General features: G+C 69.2%; 19 protein-coding genes and 2 tRNA genes. 13 read left to right on the top strand and 8 right to left on the bottom strand.

Annotation, left to right across the window (positions count from 1 at the left end; genetic code table 11):
* Window positions 1–6: 6 nt before the first annotated feature.
* Window positions 7–960 (bottom strand): AAA family ATPase, encoded by a 954-nt coding sequence (locus CDN99_RS01460; protein ID WP_088382341.1) that lies wholly within the window; start codon window positions 958–960, stop codon window positions 7–9.
* 58 nt (window positions 961–1018) lie between these two features.
* Here CDN99_RS01460 and CDN99_RS01455 point away from each other — a divergent pair, with 58 nt between their 5' ends.
* Together CDN99_RS01455 and CDN99_RS01450 are read left to right on the top strand one after the other, a co-directional pair.
* Entirely contained in the window at window positions 1019–1972 is a 954-nt protein-coding gene (locus tag CDN99_RS01455) for a histone deacetylase family protein (protein WP_088382340.1), read from the top strand.
* Between the two features lie 145 nt (window positions 1973–2117).
* Complete coding sequence (locus tag CDN99_RS01450) at window positions 2118–3464, top strand: mechanosensitive ion channel family protein (RefSeq protein WP_238139313.1); 1347 nt, start codon at window positions 2118–2120, stop codon at window positions 3462–3464.
* Between the two features lie 33 nt (window positions 3465–3497).
* Here the strand turns inward: CDN99_RS01450 and CDN99_RS01445 are convergent, their stop codons facing one another.
* Window positions 3498–4397, bottom strand: a complete 900-nt coding sequence (locus CDN99_RS01445; RefSeq protein WP_088382339.1) for a c-type cytochrome — start codon at window positions 4395–4397, stop codon at window positions 3498–3500.
* Window positions 4398–4781: 384 nt separating this feature from the next.
* Between CDN99_RS01445 and fliD the strand changes: the two genes are divergently transcribed.
* Window positions 4782–6203, top strand: a complete 1422-nt coding sequence (gene fliD, locus CDN99_RS01440; RefSeq protein ID WP_158218726.1) for a flagellar filament capping protein FliD — start codon at window positions 4782–4784, stop codon at window positions 6201–6203.
* Window positions 6204–6207: 4 nt separating this feature from the next.
* Here the strand turns inward: fliD and CDN99_RS01435 are convergent, their stop codons facing one another.
* Window positions 6208–7749: a fumarate hydratase gene (locus tag CDN99_RS01435; RefSeq protein ID WP_088382337.1), complete on the bottom strand. Its 1542-nt coding sequence runs from the start codon at window positions 7747–7749 to the stop codon at window positions 6208–6210.
* A 218-nt stretch (window positions 7750–7967) separates the two neighbouring features.
* Between CDN99_RS01435 and nhaA the strand changes: the two genes are divergently transcribed.
* Complete coding sequence (gene nhaA / locus CDN99_RS01430) at window positions 7968–9134, top strand: Na+/H+ antiporter NhaA (RefSeq protein WP_238139312.1); 1167 nt, start codon at window positions 7968–7970, stop codon at window positions 9132–9134.
* 72 nt (window positions 9135–9206) lie between these two features.
* Here the strand turns inward: nhaA and CDN99_RS01425 are convergent, their stop codons facing one another.
* Window positions 9207–9815: a TIGR00645 family protein gene (locus tag CDN99_RS01425; RefSeq protein WP_088382335.1), complete on the bottom strand. Its 609-nt coding sequence runs from the start codon at window positions 9813–9815 to the stop codon at window positions 9207–9209.
* 237 nt (window positions 9816–10052) lie between these two features.
* Between CDN99_RS01425 and acs the strand changes: the two genes are divergently transcribed.
* Window positions 10053–12023 carry an acetate--CoA ligase gene (acs, locus tag CDN99_RS01420; RefSeq protein WP_088382334.1) on the top strand — a complete coding sequence of 657 codons (1971 nt, stop codon included), beginning with the start codon at window positions 10053–10055 and terminating at the stop codon, window positions 12021–12023.
* A gap of 277 nt (window positions 12024–12300) precedes the next feature.
* Window positions 12301–12828, top strand: a complete 528-nt coding sequence (locus tag CDN99_RS01415; protein WP_088382333.1) for a helix-turn-helix transcriptional regulator — start codon at window positions 12301–12303, stop codon at window positions 12826–12828.
* Between the two features lie 163 nt (window positions 12829–12991).
* Here the strand turns inward: CDN99_RS01415 and CDN99_RS01410 are convergent, their stop codons facing one another.
* Window positions 12992–13303 carry a c-type cytochrome gene (locus CDN99_RS01410; RefSeq protein WP_088382332.1) on the bottom strand — a complete coding sequence of 104 codons (312 nt, stop codon included), beginning with the start codon at window positions 13301–13303 and terminating at the stop codon, window positions 12992–12994.
* A 150-nt stretch (window positions 13304–13453) separates the two neighbouring features.
* On the opposite strand from CDN99_RS01410, the gene CDN99_RS01405 reads away from it, so the two are divergent.
* Window positions 13454–13702: a TIGR04438 family Trp-rich protein gene (locus tag CDN99_RS01405; RefSeq protein ID WP_088382331.1), complete on the top strand. Its 249-nt coding sequence runs from the start codon at window positions 13454–13456 to the stop codon at window positions 13700–13702.
* Between the two features lie 27 nt (window positions 13703–13729).
* On the opposite strand, the gene ilvD is transcribed toward CDN99_RS01405, so the two are convergent.
* A complete protein-coding gene (gene ilvD / locus CDN99_RS01400) occupies window positions 13730–15427 on the bottom strand; it encodes a dihydroxy-acid dehydratase (protein WP_088382330.1) in 1698 nt (565 codons plus the stop codon).
* Window positions 15428–15528: 101 nt separating this feature from the next.
* Here ilvD and CDN99_RS01395 point away from each other — a divergent pair, with 101 nt between their 5' ends.
* The 6 genes from CDN99_RS01395 (at window position 15529) to CDN99_RS01370 (ending at window position 19609) form a co-directional block, all read left to right on the top strand.
* Entirely contained in the window at window positions 15529–16422 is an 894-nt protein-coding gene (locus CDN99_RS01395; protein WP_088382329.1) for a LysR family transcriptional regulator, read from the top strand.
* A 141-nt stretch (window positions 16423–16563) separates the two neighbouring features.
* Entirely contained in the window at window positions 16564–17607 is a 1044-nt protein-coding gene (locus tag CDN99_RS01390; protein WP_238139311.1) for a tetratricopeptide repeat protein, read from the top strand.
* 102 nt (window positions 17608–17709) lie between these two features.
* Window positions 17710–18525, top strand: coding sequence for a prolipoprotein diacylglyceryl transferase (lgt, locus tag CDN99_RS01385; protein WP_088382327.1), 816 nt, complete (start codon window positions 17710–17712; stop codon window positions 18523–18525).
* A 29-nt stretch (window positions 18526–18554) separates the two neighbouring features.
* The gene (dnaQ, locus tag CDN99_RS01380) at window positions 18555–19292 is read left to right on the top strand and encodes a DNA polymerase III subunit epsilon (protein ID WP_088382326.1); all 738 of its coding nucleotides are present in this window, start codon (window positions 18555–18557) and stop codon (window positions 19290–19292) included.
* Window positions 19293–19406: 114 nt separating this feature from the next.
* Window positions 19407–19481: transfer RNA gene (locus CDN99_RS01375), tRNA-Val, on the top strand.
* 53 nt (window positions 19482–19534) lie between these two features.
* A tRNA-Val gene (locus tag CDN99_RS01370) sits at window positions 19535–19609 on the top strand.
* Between the two features lie 61 nt (window positions 19610–19670).
* Here the strand turns inward: CDN99_RS01370 and CDN99_RS01365 are convergent.
* Together CDN99_RS01365 and CDN99_RS01360 are read right to left on the bottom strand one after the other, a co-directional pair.
* Window positions 19671–21632, bottom strand: a complete 1962-nt coding sequence (locus CDN99_RS01365; RefSeq protein ID WP_088382325.1) for a sensor histidine kinase — start codon at window positions 21630–21632, stop codon at window positions 19671–19673.
* Entirely contained in the window at window positions 21629–22354 is a 726-nt protein-coding gene (locus tag CDN99_RS01360; protein ID WP_088382324.1) for a response regulator transcription factor, read from the bottom strand. The genes CDN99_RS01365 and CDN99_RS01360 overlap by 4 nt, the downstream gene beginning before the upstream one ends.
* Between the last annotated feature and the right edge of the window lie 134 nt (window positions 22355–22488).

The following is a 22488-nucleotide window of genomic DNA, read 5'->3' as shown; positions in this document are numbered from 1 at the left end:
ACAACATCAAGGCAGCGGCACCGCGGCCATCATCGCGCGCACCTGCTCGCGCGCGCCGCGGGCGCTGCCGCCGCGCGGCCGCAACCGGTGCGCGATCGTCTGCGGCAGGATCGCCTGGACGTCGTCCGGCGACACGTAGTCGCGCCCGCTGAGCAGCGCCTTGGCGCGGGCCGCGCGCAGCAGCGCCAGCCCGGCGCGCGGGCTCAGGCCTTCCTGGAACCATTCACCCGACCGCGTCGCCTCCAGCAGCGCCTGCAGGTAGTCGAGCAGCGCGGGCGACACGTGGACCTCCAGCACCTGGCGCTGCAGCGCGCGCAACTGGTCCGGCGTCATGACGGGCTTGAGCGCGCGCAGTTGCTCGCGGCTGTCCTGGCCCATCAACAACTCGCGCTCGGCCTGGCGATCGGGGTAGCCCAGGCTGATGCACATCAGGAAGCGGTCCAGCTGGGACTCCGGCAGCGGATGCGTGCCGAGCTGCTCGCTGGGGTTCTGCGTCGCGATGACGAAGAACGGCAGCGGCAGCGCGTGGGTGGTGCCGTCGACGCTGACCTGGTACTCCTCCATCGCCTCCAGCAGCGCGCTCTGCGTCTTGGGGCCGGCGCGGTTGATCTCGTCGGCCAGCAGCACCTGGCTGAAGACCGGGCCGGGGTGGAACTGGAAGGGCGCGCCGCCCGCGGCCTGCGCGCCGGGGGTGTAGATGCTGACCCCCAGCAGGTCCGCCGGCATCAGGTCGGTGGTGAACTGCACGCGCGAGAAGCGCAGCCCCAGCGAGATCGACAGCACATGCGCCAGCGTCGTCTTGCCCACGCCGGGCAGGTCCTCGATGAGCAGGTGGCCGCCGGCCAGCAGGCAGGCCAGGCAGTCCTCGGTCTGCGCCTGTTTGCCCTTGATGATCGTGCTAACCTGCCGGCGCAGGTCGGCCAGCGGCTGGGAGACGGAGGTCGGTGCGTCGGAGATCATCGCCGCACCATATCGCAAAATCCCTCTGGTTCGACGACGCCAAGCGCATGCCCCGACCATGTCCACCGCCTTCATCAGCCACCCCGATTGCCTTCGTCACGACATGGGCGCCGGTCACCCGGAATGCCCGCAGCGGCTGGCCGCGATCGACGACTGGCTGATCTCCCACGGCATCGACGCCGCGCTCGATCGGCATGAGGCCGATCGCGTCGCGCTGAAGTCGCTGGAGCGTGCCCACTCCCCCCTCTATGTCGCCGAGCTGAAGGCCGAGCTGGAAGGGCTGGAGCAGCAGGCGCGCGAGGGCGTGCCCCAGCCGATGAAGGCGCTGGACCCCGACACCTGGGCCAACGCCCACACCTGGGGCGCGGCGCTGCGCGCGGCGGGCGCGGCGGTGCAGGCCACCGACCTGGTGCTGGACGGCCGCGCCGAAAACGCCTTCTGCGCCGTCCGGCCGCCCGGTCATCACGCCACGCGCGACCAGGCGATGGGCTTCTGCTTCTTCAACAACGTGGCCGTGGCCGCGCGGCATGCGCTGGACGTGCGCGGCCTGGACCGGGTGGCGGTGGTGGACTTCGACGTCCATCACGGCAACGGCACCGAGGACATCCTGGCCGGCGACGACCGCGTGCTCATGGTCGGCATCTTCCAGGACCCGCTCTATCCGTACAGCGGCGGCGATCCGAAGGGCGACAACATGCTCAACGTGCCGGTGCCGCCGTACACCCGCGGCGCCGAGGTGCGCGAGATGATCGAGGCGATCTGGATGCCGGCGCTGGAGCGCTTCCGGCCGCAGATGATCTTCGTCTCCGCCGGCTTCGACGCCCATCGCGACGACGACCTCGCCCAGCTCGGTCTGGTCGAGGCGGACTACGAATGGATCACGCTGCGCATCATGGATGTGGCCCGGCGCCACGCCAAGGGTCGCATCGTGTCCTGCCTGGAGGGCGGCTACGACCTGGGCGCGCTGGCGCGCAGCGTCGGCGTGCACCTGCGCACGCTGGCCGGGATCTGACCCCGCCCGCCGACATCCGACCGACGCCCCGACCCGCGGACCGCCTCCCGCCGACACGGCCTCCCGACATCAACCCGCCCGCCGCGCCGTCCCGCGCGTCCGGCGTCCTCCGATCAACGGTTTCACCAGCTTCCCGGTTGCCCTCTTGAGCCAATCCCTGAACCACTCCCTGAGCCTGAACGAGCTCGAATCGCTGCTCACCATGCTGAGCCGCCCGACCGCGCTGATCGAGGTCGGGCTGGTGATCGCCTGCCTGGCGCTGTCGTGGCTGATCGTGCGCGGCATCGGCAAGCACGTCACGCCGTCGCCGGAACGCCAGTCGGTGCTGCTCGGGCGGCGCGTCTTCGACGGCGTGCTGTTCCCGGTCATCGCGCTGCTGCTGGCGCTGGGCGCCCGGCGCCTGATGCCGCTGCTGGGCGAGCCTGTGGCGCTGTTCCGGGTCGTCATCCCGGTGCTGCTGTCGCTGGTCGTGATCCGGCTGGTGGCGCGCGTGCTGCGGGCGGCGATGCCGGACTCCCGCGGCATCCGGCTGCTGGAGCGCAGCGTGTCGTGGGTCGCCTGGATCGGCTCGATCCTGTGGATCGTCGGCGTGCTGCCGGTGGTGCTGGACGAGCTCGACCACTACCAACTGACCTTCCTGGCCAAGAAGGGCCAGATCACGCCCACGGTGCTGGACGTGCTGGTGGGCGCGTTGCAGGTCGGCGGCGTGATGATCTTCGTGTTGTGGCTGTCGTCGGTGGCGGAATCGCGCCTGCTGCGCGGCCAGTCGGTCGACCTGTCGATGCGCAAGATCGCGGTCAACCTGACGCGTACCGCCTTGTTGGTCGTCGGCGCCATGGTGGCGCTGAACATGGTGGGCCTGAACCTGAGCGCGCTGTCCTGGCTGGGCGGCGCGGTCGGCGTGGGCCTGGGCTTCGGCCTGCAGAAGATCGCGGCGAACTACGTCTCCGGCTTCATGATCCTGGCCGAGCGCTCGCTGCGCATCGGCGACATGGTCAAGGTCGACAACTTCGAGGGCAAGATCAGCGACATCAAGACGCGCTACACGGTGATCCGCGCGCTCAACGGCCGCGAGGCGATCGTGCCCAACGAGTCGCTGATCACGACGCGCGTGGAGAACCTGTCGCTGGCCGATCCGCAGGTGTGGGTGTCGACGGTGGTGCAGGTGGCCTATGGCACCGACGTGGACGCGCTGTTCCCGCAACTGGTCGAGGAGGTCCGCCGCGTGCCGCGTGTGCTGTCCGAGCCGGGGCCGTCGGTGACGCTGAGCAACTTCGCCGCGGACGGGCTGGAGCTCACCATCGGCTTCTGGATCTCCGATCCCCACAACGGCCAGGGCGGCGTGCGCTCCGAGGTTAACCTGACCATCCTGCGTCTGCTGAACCGCCTGAACATCGACATCCCGTTCCCGCAGCGCGTGGTGCACGCGGCGCCGGAGGCGGTCGCGGCATCCGCGGCGCCGGCATCGTCCGCGGCGCCCTCCGCGGGCTGATCGCGCCGATCGGCCCGCCGGCGGCGGGGTGGTTCAGTCGCCCGACGCCACCTGCGTGCCGCGCAGGCGGATGTAGCGATGCAGGGCGGCGATGTCGTCGTCGCTGAGCTCGCGCAGCGATTCGAACGGCATCACGGCGATGCCCGAGCCATCCGGCCGCTTGCCGCTGCGCATCATCGCGGCGAAGGCCGCGGCATCGCCGTAACGCGAGGCCATCACGCCGAGCGGGTCGTCCAGATCCGCCGCGGACGGCCAGGACGGCGGCGCGCCGGCAATGCGCCCGCCCTGCAGCTTCTCCCCATGGCAGCCGATGCACATCGCCGCGAGGTAGCGGCCGTGCGCGACCGTCTGGCCGGCGGGCACCGGCGGCTCGGGCGGCAGGTCGTGGTTGATGCGCGAGGCCGCGTCCGGGATCTGCCCCAGGCCGTACAGGACGCGCACCGGCAGCGGCAACTGCATCTCCGCCGGGCCGCCGCTGGCCTGCGGCATCGATTGCACGTAGGCGACCAGCGCGCCGACGTCCTCGTCGGTGAGGCGGTTGTAGTCCTGGCTGGGCATGATCAGCAGCGGCCGGCCGTCGGGCTTGACGCCGTGGCGCAGCGTGCGGTCCCAGTCCGACGGCGTATAGCCCAGTGTCACGCTGCCAGGACCGGCCGTGAGGTTGGGACCGGCCACGCGCATGCCGTCGGCGTCGATGAAACGGCGCCCCGCGCCGTTGGCGCCGTGGCAGTCCACGCAGCCGCGCGTCGCATACAGGTAGCGGCCGCGTTCCAGGCTCTTCGCGTCCTGCGGAATGTGCAGGTCGCGCCCGGCGACCTCGATGCGGCGGTTCATCTTCGTGTCGGCCATCTGCACCGCCGCCAACGCCCCCGCGCCGGCCAGGAATGCCAGCGTGGCGAGGCCGAACAGGCCGCGCCGTATCCAATGTTTCATCGCTCTGACTCCCGAATCCCATGCCCGAAAAACATGCCTGACATCGGCACGCGGCGGATTCTGGAAGCGGGGTCCGGCCCCGGTTCCCGCGCTGCGATGAAGTGCGCCGTACGCGAGGCGAAACGCTGGCGGGGAGGATGGATGGCGGCCGCGCCCGGGGGAAACCCTTGAACTAGGGAGGCTCGGTGCTCGTCCACGGCGGCGATGCCGGAGGCGACGTTGGGTGCGCGGGGATGCCGAAGCACCAAACAGGGTCGTGTTTCGTGCCTATCTGATCAGTTCACGACGCAGCAATGTTCCTTAACCTTCGCCTGTGAGATGTGACACATGCCGGCCAGGGGCAGGGGCCCCGCCGAGGGCGCGTCGGACAGCAGGGAGAAAGCGATGGGCATCACTTCGACAGGACTGGGCAGCAACCTCAACGTGGAGGCGATCGTCCAGAAGCTGGTGTCGGTCGAGCGCAAGCCGATCGACGACCTGAACGCCTCGAGCGACAAAATCAAGACCAAGATCTCGGCCTTCGGGAAGATCCAGTCCACGCTCGGCGCCTTGCGCGACGCGGCGGCCAAGCTGACCAAGCCGGAGACCTGGCAGAGCGTGGCGGCGTCCTCGTCGGACGCGACCATCGTCTCGGCCACCGGCGGCGCCGGCGCGGCCGAGGGCAGCTATGCAATGAACGTGACGCGGCTGGCGGCGGCGCAAAGCCTGTCCAGCCCGATGTTCAAGAAGGACGACAAGCTCGGCGGCGGCACGCTGACGCTGGAGCTGGGCGAGTGGAACGCCGACAAGTCCACCTTCACCGGCAAGGCCGGCAGCTCGCCCAAGTCGATCACCATCGAGCCGCCGCGCGACTCGCTGGCCGACATCCGCGACAAGATCAACGGCTCCGGCAGCGGCGTGATCGCCTCGCTGGTCAACGACGTGAACGGCTCGCGGCTGGTGATCCGCTCGCGCGAGACCGGCGCGGAGAACGGCTTCCGCCTCACCGCCGCGCCGTCGTCGCCGCCCGCGGACGGCCAGCCCTCGCTGGCGGATCTGTCCTTCGGCGTCGCCGGCCAGACCTCGCGCATGAGCGAAGACCTGAAGGCGGCCAACGCGCTGCTGACGGTGAACGGGCTGTCGATCTCGTCGGCGACCAACACCATCGATTCGGCGGTGGACGGCGTGACGATGACGCTGATGAAGACCGGCGTCGCCACCGTCACGGCCAGCCAGGACAAGGACGCGCTGAAGAAGGTGGTGACCGACTTCGTCACCGCCTACAACGCCGCGGTCAGCCTGCTGCGCGAGAACACCAAGTACGACGCCGACAACAAGGCCGCCGCGACGCTGCAAGGCGACAGCGCCGCCGTCGGCATCCAGAACCGGCTGCGCGGCGCGATCGCCGCGGGCACCACGCTGGCCGGCGCGCTGGGCCACCTGTCCGACATCGGCCTGAGCATGGGCGTGAACGGCTCCATCACCGTCAACGACAGCAAGTTCACCAAGGCGCTGACACAACGCGCCGACATGAAGCAGCTGTTCATGGGCGTCGACAAGGACAACGCGGAGAACAGCGGCGTGGCCGTGAAGCTGCGCACGCTCACCGATCAGATCCTGGGCATGGACGGCACGCTGACGACGCGGACCAAGGGCCTGCAGGACAACCTGAAGTCCAACGGCAAGCGGGCCGACGCGATGGAGGATCGCGTGGCCAACTACGAGAAGCGCTTGCGCCGGCAGTACACGGCGCTGGACAAGACGATGTCCGGTTTCGGCCAGACCGCCGGCATCGTCGACAAGCTGTCGAAGATGTACGGCGGCTGACGCGTCAGCCCGCCGCGACGGGGATCTTGACCGGCTTGCCGGAGGCGATGCGCTGCTGCCACTCGGCCGGGCCGGTGATGTGGGCGCTGGTGCCGCCGGCGTCGACGGCCACCGTGACCGGCATGTCGACGACGTCGAACTCGTAGATCGCTTCCATGCCCAGGTCCTCGAAGCCGACGACCTTGGCCGCCTTGATCGCCTTGGACACCAGGTAGGCGGAGCCGCCGACGGCCATCAGGTAGGCCGACTTGTGGTTGCGGATCGACTCGATCGCGACCGGGCCGCGCTCGGCCTTGCCGATCATCGCGATCAGGCCGGTCTGCTCCAGCATCATGTCGGTGAACTTGTCCATGCGCGTGGCGGTCGTCGGGCCGGCCGGGCCGACCACTTCGTCCCGCACCGGATCGACCGGGCCGACGTAATAGATGACGCGGTTGGTGAAGTCCACCGGCAACGGCTCGCCCTTGGCCAGCATGTCCTGGATGCGCTTGTGCGCGGCATCGCGGCCGGTCAGCATCTTGCCGTTGAGCAGCAGCGTGTCGCCCGGCTTCCAACTGGCGACCTCGGCCTTGGTCAGCGTGTTCAGGTCGACGCGCTTGCTCTTGTTGTAGTCCGGTGCCCACTGGACGTCGGGCCACAGGTCCAGGCTGGGCGGCTCCAGGTAGCTGGGGCCCGAGCCGTCGAGCACGAAGTGCGCGTGGCGCGTGGCCGCGCAGTTGGGGATCATCGCGATCGGCTTGGAGGCCGCGTGCGTCGGATAGGTCTTGATCTTGACGTCCAGCACGGTGGTCAGGCCGCCCAGGCCCTGCGCGCCGATACCCAGCGCGTTGACCTTCTCGTACAGCTCGACGCGCAGTTCCTCGAGCTTGTTCTGCGGGCCGCGCTCGAGCAGCTCGTACATGTCGATGTCGTCCATCAGGGCTTCCTTGGCCAGCAGCGCGGCCTTCTCGGCCGTGCCGCCGACACCGATGCCCAGCATGCCCGGCGGGCACCAGCCCGCGCCCATGGTCGGCACCGTCTTGAGCACCCAGTCGACGATGGACTCGCTGGGGTTGAGCATGTAGACCTTGCTCTTGTTCTCGGAGCCGCCGCCCTTGGCGGCGACGATCACGTCGACCGTCGCGCCGGGCACCACTTCCATGAAGATCACCGCGGGCGTGTTGTCCTTGGTGTTCTTGCGCTCGAAGATCGGATCGGACAGCACCGAGGCGCGCAGCTTGTTGTCCGGATGGTTGTAGGCGCGGCGCACGCCTTCGTTGACGGCGTCCTGGATGGAGCCCGGGAAGTCGGCCCAGCGCACGTCCATGCCGATCTTGAGGAAGACGTTGACGATGCCGGTGTCCTGGCAGATCGGTCGGCGGCCCTCGGCGCACATCTTCGAGTTGGTCAGGATCTGCGCGATCGCGTCCTTCGCGGCGGCGCTCTGCTCGCGCTCGTAGGCGCGCGCCAGATGCTGGATGTAGTCGGCCGGGTGGTAGTAGCTGATGTACTGCAGCGCGGCGGCAACGCTCTCGACAAGGTCGGCGTAGCGGATCGTGGTGGTCATGGGCGTACTCGTGCGTGGGGGCTCGTGGGACGGGGCGGATTATCCGCCAGTTGTTCAAATCCCCTGGGCCGCCGCGGGGCCGGCGGCCGGGCAGCGCACGGGCGGCCCGCGGCGGCGCGGTCCGGGGCCGTCGATGGCGGTCGATGTCCGCCATGGACGCCGTCAGGATGCGGTAGGCTCGTCGCTTCCCCCCCATGTCGACTCAGGAGGCCCTTGCCTTGACCCCAGGATTGAAGCGTTTCTTCGCCAGCGAATCAGCCGGCGGCATCGTGCTTGCGATCGCGGCCGTGGCCGCGCTGATCCTGTCCAACTCCCCATGGCGCGAGGTCTACGCCGCCTTCACGCGCGTCCCGGGCGAGGTCCGCATCGGCGGTGACTGGTTGGTGCTGGCCAAGCCGCTGCTGGTGTGGGTCAACGACCTGTGGATGGCGGTGTTCTTCTTCCTCGTCGGGCTGGAGATCAAGCGCGAGTTCGTCAGCGGCGAGCTCGCGCAGCGCTCGCAGGCGGTGCTGCCGATGGTGGCGGCGCTGGGCGGCATGCTGGCGCCCGCGCTGATCTACGCGGCGATCAACTGGGGGGATCCGATCGGGCTGCACGGCTGGGCGATCCCCGCCGCCACCGACATCGCCTTCGCCATCGGCATCGTGATGCTGCTGGGCAGCCGCGTGCCGGCGTCGCTGAAGGTCTTCCTGACGGCGGTGGCGATCATCGACGACCTCGGCGCCATCGTCGTGATCGCGATCTTCTACACCAGCCAGCTGTCGCTGACGATGCTGGGTGCCGCGGCGGCCTGCCTGCTGGTGCTGTTCGCGTTGAACCGCGCGAAGGTGACGCGGGTCGACGTCTACATCGTCGTCGGCCTGGTGCTGTGGCTGTGCGTGCTGAAGTCCGGCGTCCATGCGACGCTGGCGGGCGTCGCGACGGCGCTGTTCATCCCCTCGACCGACGGCCGCGGCCATTCGCCGGCCGAGGACCTGGAGCACGGCCTGCATCCGTGGGTCGCCTTCCTGATCCTGCCGATGTTCGCGTTCTCCAACGCCGGCGTGTCGCTGCTGGGCCTGAATCCGGGCGACCTGCTGCACCCGGTGTCGTTGGGCATCGCGCTGGGCCTGCTGCTGGGCAAGGCGATCGGTGTGTTCGGCAGTTCCTGGCTGATGATCCGGTTCGGCCTGGCGGCCAGGCCGGGCGGCGCCGACTGGGTGCAGTTCTTCGGCGTCTGCGTGCTGTGCGGCATCGGTTTCACGATGAGCCTGTTCATCGGCGGACTGGCCTTCGCGGGGCAGGGGCCGGACTACGAGACGCGCGTGAAGCTCGGCGTGATCGGCGGCTCGCTGCTGTCGGGCGTCGTGGGCACGCTGATCCTGATGCGGCGCCGGGTGAACTGACGCCGGCGCGACCGGCGCGACCCACGAAAAAACGGGGCCGAGGCCCCGTTGTCGTTGTTGTTGGCGCGCCGGTCAGTGCTTGGCCGGCTGGTCGTGGGACAGCAGGCGGTCCGTGTAGGCGATGGCCAGCGCGGAGAACAGGAAGGCCACGTGGATGATGGTCTGCCACATCGCCGTGTGGGCCTCCAGGTTGTTCACGTTGATGAAGGTCTTGAGCAGGTGGATGGACGAGATCCCGATGATCGCCGTCGCCAGCTTGACCTTCAGCACCGACGCGTTGACGTGGTCCAGCCACTCGGGCTGGTCGGGATGGTCCTCCAGGTTGAGCCGCGAGACGAAGGTCTCGTAGCCGCCCACGATCACCATGATCAGCAGGTTGGAGATCATGACCACGTCGATCAGCGCCAGCACGGCCAGCATGATGATGGTCTCGTTGAGCTTGATGGCGCCGCCGCCGTCGCCCAGCGCCTCGGCCTTGTAGCCCACGCTCTTGATCAGCAGTTGCAGCGCCTCCTGGTTGCCGAAGGCGGCCTCGACCAGGTGGATCAGCTCCGACCAGAACTGGTAGACGTAGACGGCCTGCGCCACGATCAGCCCCAGGTACAGCGGCAGTTGCAGCCAGCGGCTGCCGAAGATCACCGCGGCCAGCGGCGAGAGCTTGCGGGGAGGGCGTGCGGACATCGAGTCTTTCCTTTGCGTCGTAACCGGCGGGAACCGCCGAATCGGGCGATTTTAGTGAGAGCATGGCGACGCGAGCTTGGCGTCGCGCCGGGTCCCCGGCTGGCCGTGGGATGGCGTGCGCCGAGTGGCGCTTCTACAAGAGTAAGGCGATCGTCAGTGTGAAACCGCACAGTCGCGGCGCACCCTTTCTGCGCGATCCTCGAACGAGATACCCCGTCCGCAACGGAGACACAGGCCATGAGCGACAAGATCAGCGACAAGATCTACACCCCCCCGCAATCCGCCGTCCAGGGCGCGCACGTGTCCGGCATGGCCGCCTACGACGCGCTGTGCAAGGAAGCGGAGTCCGACTACGAGGGCTACTGGGCCCGCCTCGCGCGCGAGTTGCTGAGCTGGAAGCAGCCCTTCACGCAAGTGCTGAACGACAGCGACGCGCCGTTCTTCAAGTGGTTCGAGGACGGCCGGCTCAACGTCTCCTACAACTGCCTGGACCGTCACGTCGAGGCCGGCCGCGGTGACCGCGTCGCGGTGATCTTCGAGGCCGACGACGGCAGCGTCACCCGCGTCACCTACGCCGACCTGCTGGCCAGGACCGTGCAACTGGCCAACGCGCTGAAGGCGCGCGGCGTGAAGAAGGGCGATCGCGTCGTCATCTACATGCCGATGTCGGTCGAGGGCGTGGTCGCGATGCAGGCCTGCGCGCGCATCGGCGCGACGCACTCGGTGGTGTTCGGCGGCTTCTCGGCGCAATCGCTGCGCGACCGCGTGCAGGACGCCGGCGCGGTGCTGATCCTGACCGCCGACGAGCAGCAGCGCGGCGGCAAGTCGCTGGCGCTGAAGTCCATCGTCGACGAGGCGCTCGCCGACAACAGCTGCCCGACCATCCGCGGCGTGATCGTCTACAAGCGCACCGGCGGCGCGATCGGCTGGGTCGAGGGCCGCGACGAATGGCTGCACGACGCCGTCGCCGGCCAGGCACCGACCTGCGAGCCCGAATGGGTCGAGGCCGAGCACCCGCTGTTCCTGCTCTACACCTCCGGCTCCACCGGCAAGCCCAAGGGCGTGCAGCACAGCACCGGCGGCTACCTGCTGCACGCGGCGCTGACGACGAAGTGGACCTTCGACCTGAAGGACTCCGACATCTTCTGGTGCACGGCCGACATCGGCTGGGTGACCGGCCACACCTACATCACCTACGGCCCGCTGGCGCTGGGCGGCACCGAGGTCGTCTTCGAGAGCATCCCGACCTATCCGGACGCCGGCCGCTTCTGGCAGATGATCCAGAAGCACCAGGTCACGATCTTCTACACGGCGCCGACGGCGATCCGCTCGCTGATCAAGGCGGCCGAAACCAACGCGGCGGTCCATCCGCGCAACTACGACCTGAGCTCGCTGCGCATCCTCGGATCGGTCGGCGAGCCGATCAACCCGGCGGCCTGGGAGTGGTACCACCAGCACGTCGGTGGCGGCCGCTGCCCGATCGTCGACACCTTCTGGCAGACGGAAACCGGCGGCCACATGATCACCCCGCTGCCCGGCGCGACGCCGCTGGTGCCCGGCTCCTGCACGCTGCCGTTCCCCGGCATCACCGCGGCGATCGTCGACGAGACCGGCAACGACGTGCCGAACGGGCAGGGCGGCATCCTGGTCGTCAAGAAGCCGTGGCCGTCGATGATCCGCACCATCTACGGCGATCCGGAGCGCTTCAAGAAGAGCTACTACCCGCCCGAGCTCAAGGGCTACTACCTGGCCGGTGACGGCGCGATCCGCGACGCGCAGACCGGCTACTTCACCATCACCGGTCGCATCGACGACGTGCTGAACGTGTCGGGCCACCGCATGGGCACGATGGAGATCGAGTCCGCGCTGGTGAGCTGCACCGAGCTGGTCGCCGAGGCCGCCGTGGTCGGCCGCCCCGACGACACGACCGGCGAGGCGATCTGCGCCTTCGTCGTGCTCAAGCGCCCGCGCCCCAGCGGCGACGAGGCCAAGGCGATCGCCAAGCAGCTGCGCGACTGGGTGGCCAAGGAGATCGGCCCGATCGCCAAGCCCAAGGACATCCGCTTCGGCGACAACCTGCCCAAGACCCGCAGCGGCAAGATCATGCGCCGCCTGCTGCGCTCGGTGGCCAAGGGCGAGGCCGTCACTCAGGACACGTCGACGCTGGAGAACCCGGCCATCCTCGAGCAACTGGGGCAGGCGTACTGACGCGGTTCCCTCGCCCGTGCTCCTCCGAGCCCCGCCTGCGCGGGGCTTTTTCTTGCGTCAGCGCAAGTTGACAACCTGCCAGGACCCCAGCAACCACGGATCGCGCTGACTCGGGTGAGGCAGAAACGCCGGTAACGACACTTGCTCGGGCAGTGGAACCTCGACTCGCATGGACGAAGAATGACGCGCTGCCCGGCACCGCGTGGCGCGGCGGCCCCGACGGCCGGCCGCGCCGGTGGGCGGGGCGGCGCTTCGTCCATCACACCAGGAGTCGCTTGTGGAATTTGTCTTCACGCTCAAGTACCAGATGTCCGTCCAGGACTGCGAGGAAGAGTCGCTGATACCCCGCCTGGGTGCGGCCGGCTGCACCGATGCGTGCATCACCGCGGGGCTGCGGGGGCGGCTGATGCTGACGTTCTCCCGCCGCGCCGACCGCGCCGACGCGGCGCTGCTGAAGGCGCTGAAGGACGTGCGCAAGGCCCTGCCCGGCGCGCGCCTGATCGAGGCGGGGCCGGACATGGTCGGCCTGACCGACGTGGCGGACGTGGTGAAGGTGTCGCGCCAGAACATGCGCAAGCTGATGCTGACGCACCCGACCACCTTCCCGTCGCCGATGCACGAGGGCAACTCCTCGTCGGTCTGGCATCTGATCGACGTGCTGATCTGGATGCAGTCGCGCGGCACCTACAAGATCGACCAGCGGGTGATGGACATCTCGGCCGCGGCCAAGGCCGTCAACCTGGTGCGGGAGTGCCGGCACCTGGACGACCGCAAACGCAACGAGCTGGCGCAGGTGATGGCGTGACGACGACGTGATGGCGTGATGGGCCGTCGAGGGTTGGCAGGCCCGGAAATGACGCGGGGCCCATGCGACGAAACCAGGCCCGGAAACGAAACAGGGCCCGGCAAGGGCCCCGATCGAAAGGGTGGGGAAGGGGCGGCGATTCAGCCGTCGAGACCCCGGTCGGTCACTTTACCGACAGCACCCACTTCGCGAGCTGCTCGGCTTCCGCCGGGCTGACCTGCGTGTTGGCCGGCATCGGCACCGGACCCCAGACGCCGGAGCTGCCGTTGATGATCTTGTCGGACAGCTTCTTCACCGCGTCCTTGTCCTTGGCGTACTTCGCCGCGACATCCTTGTAGGCGGGGCCGACCAGCTTGTTGCTGACCGCGTGGCAGGCCATGCAGTTCTTCTTCTGCGCCAGCTCCTGGTTGGCGAAGGCGCTGGGCGCGGACAAGGCGGCGGCGAGGGCCGCACAGGCGAGCAAGGCGTTTTTCATGGCATCCTTTCAGATCCTGCCGAGATGATTCGGAACGCCCTGAACCCATGACGCCGCGCGAGGCGGCGATGGATCGGCTGGGAGTGTCCGGGCTCGCGCGATTGTAGTGTTGGGAGCTGCCCGAAGACGTGCGGCACGAGGAGAACAGCGATGTGGTTTCTGGTGATCGGCGTCTTGTTGATCTTGCTCAAGCTGGCGGAAGTCGGCCCGATCGCCGGCCTGAGCTGGTGGTGGGTGCTGTCGCCCCTGGCGCTGGCGGTCGTGTGGTGGGAGTTCGCGGACAAGTCCGGCTACACCAAGCGCCGGGCGATGGACCGCATGGACGAGCGCAAGGAAGCGCGCCGCCAAAAATCGCTCAACGCGCTCGGACAGGGCGACAAGCCGGGCAAGCGGCGCTGAGGCCGCCGCCGTGGCCCGTCCCGACGTTCACTCGAACTTATCCAGCACCGCGCCCGAGCTGGCGCTGGAGGCGGACTTCGCGAACTTCGCCAGCACGCCCCGCGTGTAGCGCGGCGCGGGCTGCCGCCAGGCCGCCTTGCGGCGCGCCAGTTCGGCGTCGTCGACCAGCAGTTGCAACTTCAGCTGATGGGCGTCGATGGTGATGCGGTCGCCCTCCTGGACCAGTGCGATGGCGCCGCCTTCGTAGGCTTCCGGCGCGACGTGGCCGACGACCATGCCCCACGTGCCGCCCGAGAAGCGGCCGTCGGTGATCAGGCCGACGCTCTCGCCCAGGCCCTGGCCGATGAGCGCGCCGGTCGGCGCCAGCATCTCCGGCATGCCCGGGCCGCCCTTGGGCCCCAGGTAACGCAGCACCATCACGTCACCGGCGACGATCTGGCCAGCCATGATCGCGGCCAGCGCCGACTGCTCGTCGTCGAAGACCCGCGCCGGGCCGGTCATGACCGGATTCTTCAGGCCGGTGATCTTGGCCACGCAGCCCTCGGGCGACAGGTTGCCCTTGAGGATGGCCAGGTGGCCGTGCTCGTAGATCGGCGCGGTGGCCGGGCGGATGACCTCCTGCCCGGGCGACAGGTCGGGCACCTCGGCCAGATTCTGGGCGACGGTCTTGCCGGTGATGGTCATGCAGTCGCCATGCAGCAGGCCGGCCTTGAGCAGCTCCTTCATGACCGCAGGCACGCCGCCGGCCTTGTGCAGGTCCACCGCCAGGAAGCGGCCGCTGGGCTTGAGGTCGCACAGCACCGGGATCTTCTTGCGCATGCGCTCGAAGTCGTCGATGGTCCAGTCCACCTCGCCGGCATGGGCGATGGCCAGGAAGTGCAGCACGGCGTTGGTCGAGCCGCCGGTGGCCATGATCACCGCCACGGCGTTCTCGATGGACTCGCGGGTGACGATGTCGCGCGGCTTCAGGTCGGCCTTGACGGCCTGCACCAGCAGCGCGGACGCCTTCTTGACGTTCTCGACCACCTCGTCCTCGACGTTGGACATGCTGGACGAGTAGGGCAGCGACATGCCCAGCGCCTCGAAGGCCGAGCTCATCGTGTTGGCGGTGTACATGCCGCCGCAGGAGCCGCTGCCGGGGATGGCGCGTTTCTCGATCTGGCAGAAATCCTCTTCGCTCATCTTGCCGGCGCTGAACTGGCCGACGGCCTCGAAGACGCTGACGATGTTCAGGTCCTGGCCCTTGTAGTGGCCGGGCTTGATGGTGCCGCCGTAGATATAGATCGCCGGCACGTTGGCGCGCAGGATGCCCATCATGCCGCCGGGCATGTTCTTGTCGCAGCCGCCAATGACCATCACGCCGTCCAGCCACTGGCCGCCGACGCAGGTCTCGACGCAGTCCGAGATCACCTCGCGCGAGGCCAGCGAGTACTTCATGCCCTCGGTGCCCATGGCCATGCCGTCGGAGATCGTCGGCGTGCCGAACAGCTGCGCGTTGGCGCCGGCCGCCTTCAGGCCGATCACCGCCGCGTCGGCCAGCTTCTGCAGGCCGGAGTTGCAGGGCGTGATCGTCGAATGGCCGTTGGCCACGCCGATCATCGGCTTGCCGAAGTCGCTCTCCTGATAGCCCATGCCGTAATACATGGAGCGGTTGGGCGCGCGGGCGACGCCTTCGGTGATGTTCTTGGAACGACGATTGGCGGCGGTGTCTCGGGGGTCGGTCATGGCTCGCGTCCTGGCAGGCTGCTTGGAGGCCGCAGTATGCGTCTCGAGGATTCTCGGGTCCAATATATAGTTTGAGTCGTTTTGATTCGTGGCATGTATCGATGATCGAGCTCCGACCCCTGCGTCAATTCCTCGTCCTGGCCGAGGAACTGCACTTTGGCCGCGCCGCCGAGCGGCTGCACATGACGCAGCCGCCGCTGAGCCTGGCGGTGCAGAAGCTGGAGGCGCAGCTCGGCGTGACGCTGCTGGAGCGCGGCAAGCGCGCGGTGGCGCTGACGGCGGCCGGGCAGGCGCTGGTGGAGGCGGGCGCGCGGCTGGTCGAGCAGGCCGACCAGGTGCCCGCGCGGGTGCGCGCCGCCGCCAGCGGCGAGGCCGGCCGGCTGAGCCTGGGTTTCGTGTCGACGGTCGGTTACGGCGACATGCCGCGCTGGCTGCGGCTGTTCCGCGAGGCGTTGCCGGAGGTGCAGCTCGCGTTGAAGGAGGCCACGCTGGACGTGCAGCTGCACGGTTTCGACACCGGCGTGCTCGATGCCGGGTTCGTCATCCATGCGCCGGGCGCGGAGCCCGCCGGCTTCGAGCGCCTGATCGTGGCGCGCGAGCCGCTGGTGCTGGCGCATGCCGAGGACTGGGCGCTGGGGCAGGGCACGCGCGTGTCGCTGGCGGAGGTGTTGCGACAGCCGCTGGTGGTCTTCCCGCGCGAGATCGCGCCGTCGCTGTTCGACGCGCTGCTCGGGTTCTACCGCGCGCACGGCGCGACGCCGCACATCGTGCAGGAGGCGATCCAGATGCAGACCATCGTCAACCTGGTCTCGGGCGGCATGGGTGTGGCGTGGGTGCCGGCGTCGGTCTGCGCGTTGCAGCGCCCTGGGGTGCGTTATCGGCCCTGGCCTCGGGCGCAGGTGCCCTCGTGCGACACCAGCCTGATCTGGCGCGCCGACGCGTCGCCGGTGGTGCGGCGCTTCGTCGCGCATGTGCGGGAGCAGGTCAAGGGATGATCGCCGAGCGTCGGTGATGAATATCCAGTCAATGCCAGGTGAACCGCGAGTGAATCGCCAATGAAGGGCGCACGCCGTGCCAGCAAGGGCCATCGAGTTCTGCGAGGATCGGCGGCAAGCGCATCGATGAAAGGAAGTACGGTGACACACACGATGACTGCATCGGGCCCGGCCCGTCGACGAGCCTGGGCGGCCGTGATGGCGATCGGCGCCACGCTGCTGGTGGGCGCCACACTGGCCGCGCCGGCGCGGGCCGCCGTGTTCAAGGACGCGGAACTGCAATCGCTGCTCGACGCCGGCCGCGCCGACGACCTGGAGCAACTGGCGGGCCAGCGCCTCAAGGCCAGTCCGGAGGACGCGCAGGCGGTCGCCGCGCTGGCGCTGTCGCAGCTCGATCTGGCCGACCCGGCGCCGCTGCGCCAGAACATGCAGCGCTTGGAGCAATGCGTGCAGCGCACGCCCGACGAGGGCGCCTGCCATTACGCGCTGGCGCTGGCCCTGGTGATGCAGGCGCGCGGCGGCAGCAAGCTCAAGGCATTGGGCTCGTTGGGCCGCGTCAGCGAGCTGGCCCAGCGCGCGATGACGCTGCTGCCCGAGGCGCCCGAGCCGCGCAGCGCGTTGCAGCAGTACTACCTCGCGCTGCCCAGCTTCATCGGTGGCGGCGAGTCCAAGGCCCGCGCGCTGGAGCAGGGCGTGCAGGACCAGAACCAGCTGCGCCTGATGCGCGCCCGCGTCGCCGCCTCGAAGAAGGACTGGGGTGGCATGGAGAAGGAGTTGCGCGCGGTGCGCACGCAGCGTCCGGAACTGCTGCTGGAGTTGCGCCTGCTGTGGAGCGACTACGGCCGGCAATTGATGTACAGCGACCAACGTGAACGCGCCGTGCCCTGGTTCGAGGAACTGCTCAAGAGCCAGCCGACCCAGGCGATGGGCGCCTACGGCCTGGGCCGCGCCTACGACGCGCTGGGGCAGTACGACCGCGCGGTCGCGGCCTTCGAGCGCGCCCGCGGCCTGACCGGGGTGGAGCAGCTCGGGCTGGAACGCCGCCTGGGAAGCGCGCTGCAGGCCAAGGGCGACGTGGCGCAGGCGCGCACGGTGCTGCAACGTTGCATCGACAACCGGCGCGGCAGCGCCGCGGACATCGACGACTGCCGCAAGCGGCTGGCCTCGCTCGGCGCGTCGGGCTGAGCGCCCGATTTATGATTCGCGCCTTTGCGGCGCCGCCGGCCGATCGACCCGATCGGCGAGCGCGCCGCGCGATTCCCATTTCCCGCCAGGACGATCTCTCTCATGTTGGTGCATCCCAAGTTCGACCCGGTGGCCTTCCACATCTGGGAGTGGCCGATCCACTGGTACGGCCTCATGTACCTGGCGGCGTTCGGCCTGTTCCTGTGGCTGGGCAACCGCGTGGTCTCGCGCCCGTGGAACGCGGCGCGCGGCTGGGTGCGCCGCGACATCGACGACCTGCTGTTCTACGGCGTGCTGGGCGTGGTGCTGGGCGGCCGGCTCGGCTACGTGTTCTTCTACAAGCCGGGTGACTTCCTCAAGAACCCGCTGGAGATCCTGCAGGTCTGGCACGGCGGCATGTCCTTCCACGGCGGGCTGCTCGGCGTGATCGTCGCGATGGCGATCTTCGCGTGGCGCCGCGGCTTCAAGTTCCTGGAGGTCGGCGACATCGTCGCGCCCTGCGTGCCCACCGGGCTGGCCACCGGCCGGCTGGGCAACTTCATCAACGGCGAGCTGTGGGGCCGCCCGGCGGACCCGAGCCTGCCGTGGGCCATGATCTTCCCGCAGGCGCATGACGGCGGCATCCCGCGCCATCCGTCGCAGCTGTATCAGTTCCTCGGCGAGGGCCTGCTGCTGTTCATCGTGCTGTGGCTGTTCGCGCGCAAGCCGCGGCCGATGGCGGCGGTGTCGGGGCTGTTCCTGCTGGGCTACGGCGTGACGCGTTTCGTTGCCGAGTACTTCCGCGAGCCCGATGATTTCCTCGGCCTGCGCGCGCTGGGCTGGAGCCAGGGCCAGTGGCTGAGCGTGCCGATGATCGTCGGCGGCGCGCTCATGATGGCCTGGGCCTACCGCCGCGCCGCGCGCCTTGCCGCGGCCTGACGCCGCGCCCTTCGATCCGAGCCCGACCCATGAGACAGATCTTCTTCGATACCGAAACCACCGGCCTGAATCCGGAGTCCGGCGACCGCGTCGTCGACATCGGCTGCGTGGAGATGGTGAACCGCCAGTTGACGGGCCGCCATCTGCACTTCTATCTGAACCCCGAGCGCGACATGCCGGAAGAGGCCTTCCGCGTCCACGGCCTGAGCAGCGAGTTCCTGTCGGACAAGCCCAAGTTCGCCGAGGTCGTCGACGAGCTGCTGGAGTTCATGCGCGGCGCCGAACTGGTGATCCACAACGCGGCGTTCGACGTCGGCTTCATCAACGCCGAGCTCAAGCGCTGCCGCCGCGCGCCGCTGCATGAATGCGTCGACAGCGTGCGCGACACGCTGCTGATGGCGCGGGACATGTTCCCGGGCAAGGCCAACTCGCTGGACGCGTTGTGCCGCCGCCTGGAAGTCGACAACAGCAACCGCGGACTGCACGGCGCGGTCAAGGACGCGGAGTTGCTGGCGGAGGTCTACATCCGCCTGACGCGCGGCCAGGATTCGCTGGTCATCGACGACAGCGCGACGCAGTCGCCGGGGCAGGGCGGAGACGCGGAAGTCGCCGCCATCGACTTCAGCGCGTTCGACCTGCCGGTGATCCTGCCGACCGCGCAAGAGCTGGCCGCGCACGACAAGGCGCTGGCCGACCTGGACAAGGCCAGCGGCGGCAAGCGCATCTGGCAGGTTCCCGCGGCCGCGGAAACGGCCGCCGCGGCGTGACGACGAGCTGACGATAAACAGTTCTTGAATCGCGTCAAATTCTCATGGCATAATCTTCGACTTTCCCGGGTAGTCCGGATGCCGCTGAAAAGCAGCGTTCAGGACGACAAGACCGGGCGGTTAGCTCAGCGGTAGAGCACTGCCTTCACACGGCAGGGGTCGCAGGTTCGAACCCTGCACCGCCCACCAAGTCTCTTGTCGAGGCCCCAGGAAAAGTCGGAAGAAAACCCGGTCCCCATACCGGGCGGTTAGCTCAGCGGTAGAGCACTGCCTTCACACGGCAGGGGTCGCAGGTTCGAACCCTGCACCGCCCACCAAAAGCCAGACGGCACCATGCGAAAGCGTGGTGCCGTTTTTGCTTTCGGCGCGCCTGGCGCGTCAAGGATGCGGCGGGTGCTCGCGCGGCAACCACAGCGTGAAGACCGTCCCCGTGGCGCCGGACCGCCAGTCCACGCGGCCCCGCACCGCCTGCGCGCGGCGCTGCTGGTTCTGCAGCCCGCGGCCGGACGACGGCTGCGCCAGCGCCGCGTCGGCATCGAAGCCCAGGCCGTTGTCCTCGATGCTCACGCTGACGCCGTCCTCGACGACGGCGGTGCTGACGCGGATCTGCGTGGCCCGCGTGTGCCGCAGGATGTTGGCGATGCTCTCCTGCACGATGCGCAGGATGTGCAGGCCGCTGGACGGGTCCAGCCAGGGCAGCGCGGGCAGCTCGCGCACCTCCCACAGCAGCGTGACGCCCGTGCCTTCCAGGCGCGGCTCCAGCCGGAAGCGCAGCGTGGCCAGGAGCAGCAGCAGGTCGGCCTCGATGGGCTCCATCGAATCGATGGTGAGCTTCAGGTCGTCCAGGCAGTCCTTGAGCACCTGCGACACGGCCGCGTCACCCAGCCCGCCGCGCTCCACCGACCGTATCGCGCTGATCAGCGACGAGCCCAGGCCGTCGTGCATGTCCTGCATCAGGCGCTGGCGTTCGTCGCTGATGGTCTGGCGCATCTCCACTTCGCGCAGGCGGCGATGGCTGGCCTGCAGCTCGGCCTCGCGCGCCGCGAGACGTTCCTCCAGGCCGGCGTTGACGCGCTCCACGGCCGCGATGGCGTCGACATACCGCCGATAGATCAGGCTGCCGAAGACGCTCAGCGCGACCGCGTTGACGTAGACGCCCAGGTACCAGCCTTCGGGGCTGACGAAGTTGTTCTGCAGCAGCCAGTCCGTCATGCCCAGCAAGGTGCACAGGCCGATGCCGACGGCGACGGAGCGGCCCTCGCGGGACTCCCGCCAGGCGCAGAGGCCGCCGACCAGGCCCACGGTCGCGCCCATCAGCGCGGCCACCGCGTAGAGCAGCGGCGTGACACGCGGCGTGTTGAGCAGCACGCCGACCGGCGGCAGCGTCAGCACGCCGATGATCACCGTGGTCGCGACGACCACGCGCGTCAGCCAGCGCAGCGGCCGGCCGTGCAACTGGCGCAGGAAGAAGTGCACCACCATCACCAGCCAGAACAGCGCGTTGACGGTCAGCCACGCGAAGCCGTCGTTGGCGATGGGCAGGCTCAGGTGGAAGTGCAGCCCGCGCAGCCACGACGTGGCCGCGAGATTGAAGAAGAGCAGATAACCGATCTCGTGCCGGCGGCGCAGCCACACGAACAGCGAGAACACGCCGATGACCATGAAGGCCGCGCCCAGCGCCGCCGGCAGCGATTGCTGCAGCCATTGACGCACCTGGCGCCGCCCTTGCAGCAGCCCGGCGTCGCCCAGCCACAGCGAGGACAGCGCGACGCGACTCTTGCTCGAATGCTCCAGGCGCAACAGGATCTCGCGCGCCGGTGGCCGGCCCTGCGCCGGCCCGAGCTCTACCCACAGCGGCGTGCGCGTGCTGTTCCACAGCGGGCCGTCCTGCTGCGCGCGATGCACCAGGCGACCGTCGATGTAGACGGCCACGGTGCCGTCGGTCTTCACCCGCGCGCCGTACAGCGCGAGCGGGCCGCTGGCGGGCGCGCCGGGCGGCACCGCGACCCGCAACCACGTGACCAGCACCGTCGGTTGCGGCGGGGCGGTCTCGGCTGCCCTGGCCTGCTGCAGCAGCGCGGCCGGCAGGGCCAGCGGCAGCGACACGGGCTGCCAGGTCGCGGGCAGGGCGCGGCTGTCGATGGCGGGCGCGGGCGCGGTGAACGCCGGTGCCGGGGCTTCCTGCCACTCGGCCTGGACCAGGTGCAGACCGGAGGAGGGCAGGTGCAGTCCCATCGCGCCGGCCAGCACCGCGCCCATGGCCGCCAGCACGCCGATCGATCCGAGCAGCACCAGGAGGGCCAGCGGCGACGCGCGGCGTCGTGCGTCGGCCGATGTCATTCCGCGAGCAGCCCTTGCGTGCGCGCCTCGTAGATGGCCTCGGCCTTGGAGGTCACCTTCAGCTTGCTGTAGATGCGCCGCACGAAGCTGCGCACGGTGAAGTGGGACAGCGACATCAGCCGCGCGATCTCGTTCACCGTGAAGCCCTTGGTGATGTAGACCAGCACTTCCTTCTCGCGCATCGACAGGGGCGAGGCCTCCGGGTCCGAGGCGGCGGCGCAGACCGGGTCGGCGGAGGCCCCGGCGGCGGGCTCGGCGGGCACCGTTTCGCGAAAACGCGCCAGGATCTGGCGCGCGATGATGGGACTGATCGGGCTGCCGCCGCTGGCCAGGCTGCGGATCTCGTCGATCATGCGCGTCGGCGAGCTGTCCTTGAGCAGGTAGCCGGCCGCGCCGGCCTCGATCGAGCGCATCACGTGCATCTCGTCGCCGAAGTTCGTGCTGACCATGATGCTGCAGCTGGGCCATTGCCGCACGGCCGCGCGGATCACGTCGATGCCCGAGCCGTCGGGCAGGCCCAGGTCCACCAGCAGCACGTCGGCGGGCGGGCCGTCCAGCAGCGCCAGTCCCTCGGCGCGCGTGCCGGCCCGGCCGGCCAGGCGCAGGTTGGGCGCCTCGCTGAGCACGCGGCTCAGCGCCTCGCCGAAGTCGGGGTCGTCCTCGACGATCACGACATGCAGCGGCGGCGGCTCGGGGGGCGGGGCAAGGGCGTCCAGGGTCATCGCGGGGGGATTGTGTGCGGAATTCACGTCGCCCTTGTAGCGCGTTCGTTCTACCGACAAGGCGGGCGCCGCTCCCTAGCATCCGACCCGCGGTGATGAAGCCATCGCCCGCGTCCGCCTGCCCAAGAAAAGAA

The sequence above is a fragment of the Roseateles aquatilis genome, from assembly GCF_002205645.1.
GTDB lineage: Bacteria > Pseudomonadota > Gammaproteobacteria > Burkholderiales > Burkholderiaceae_C > Roseateles > Roseateles aquatilis.
The sequence above is the reverse complement of the archived record's forward strand: the minus strand, read 5'-3'. Positions and strand labels throughout refer to the sequence as shown.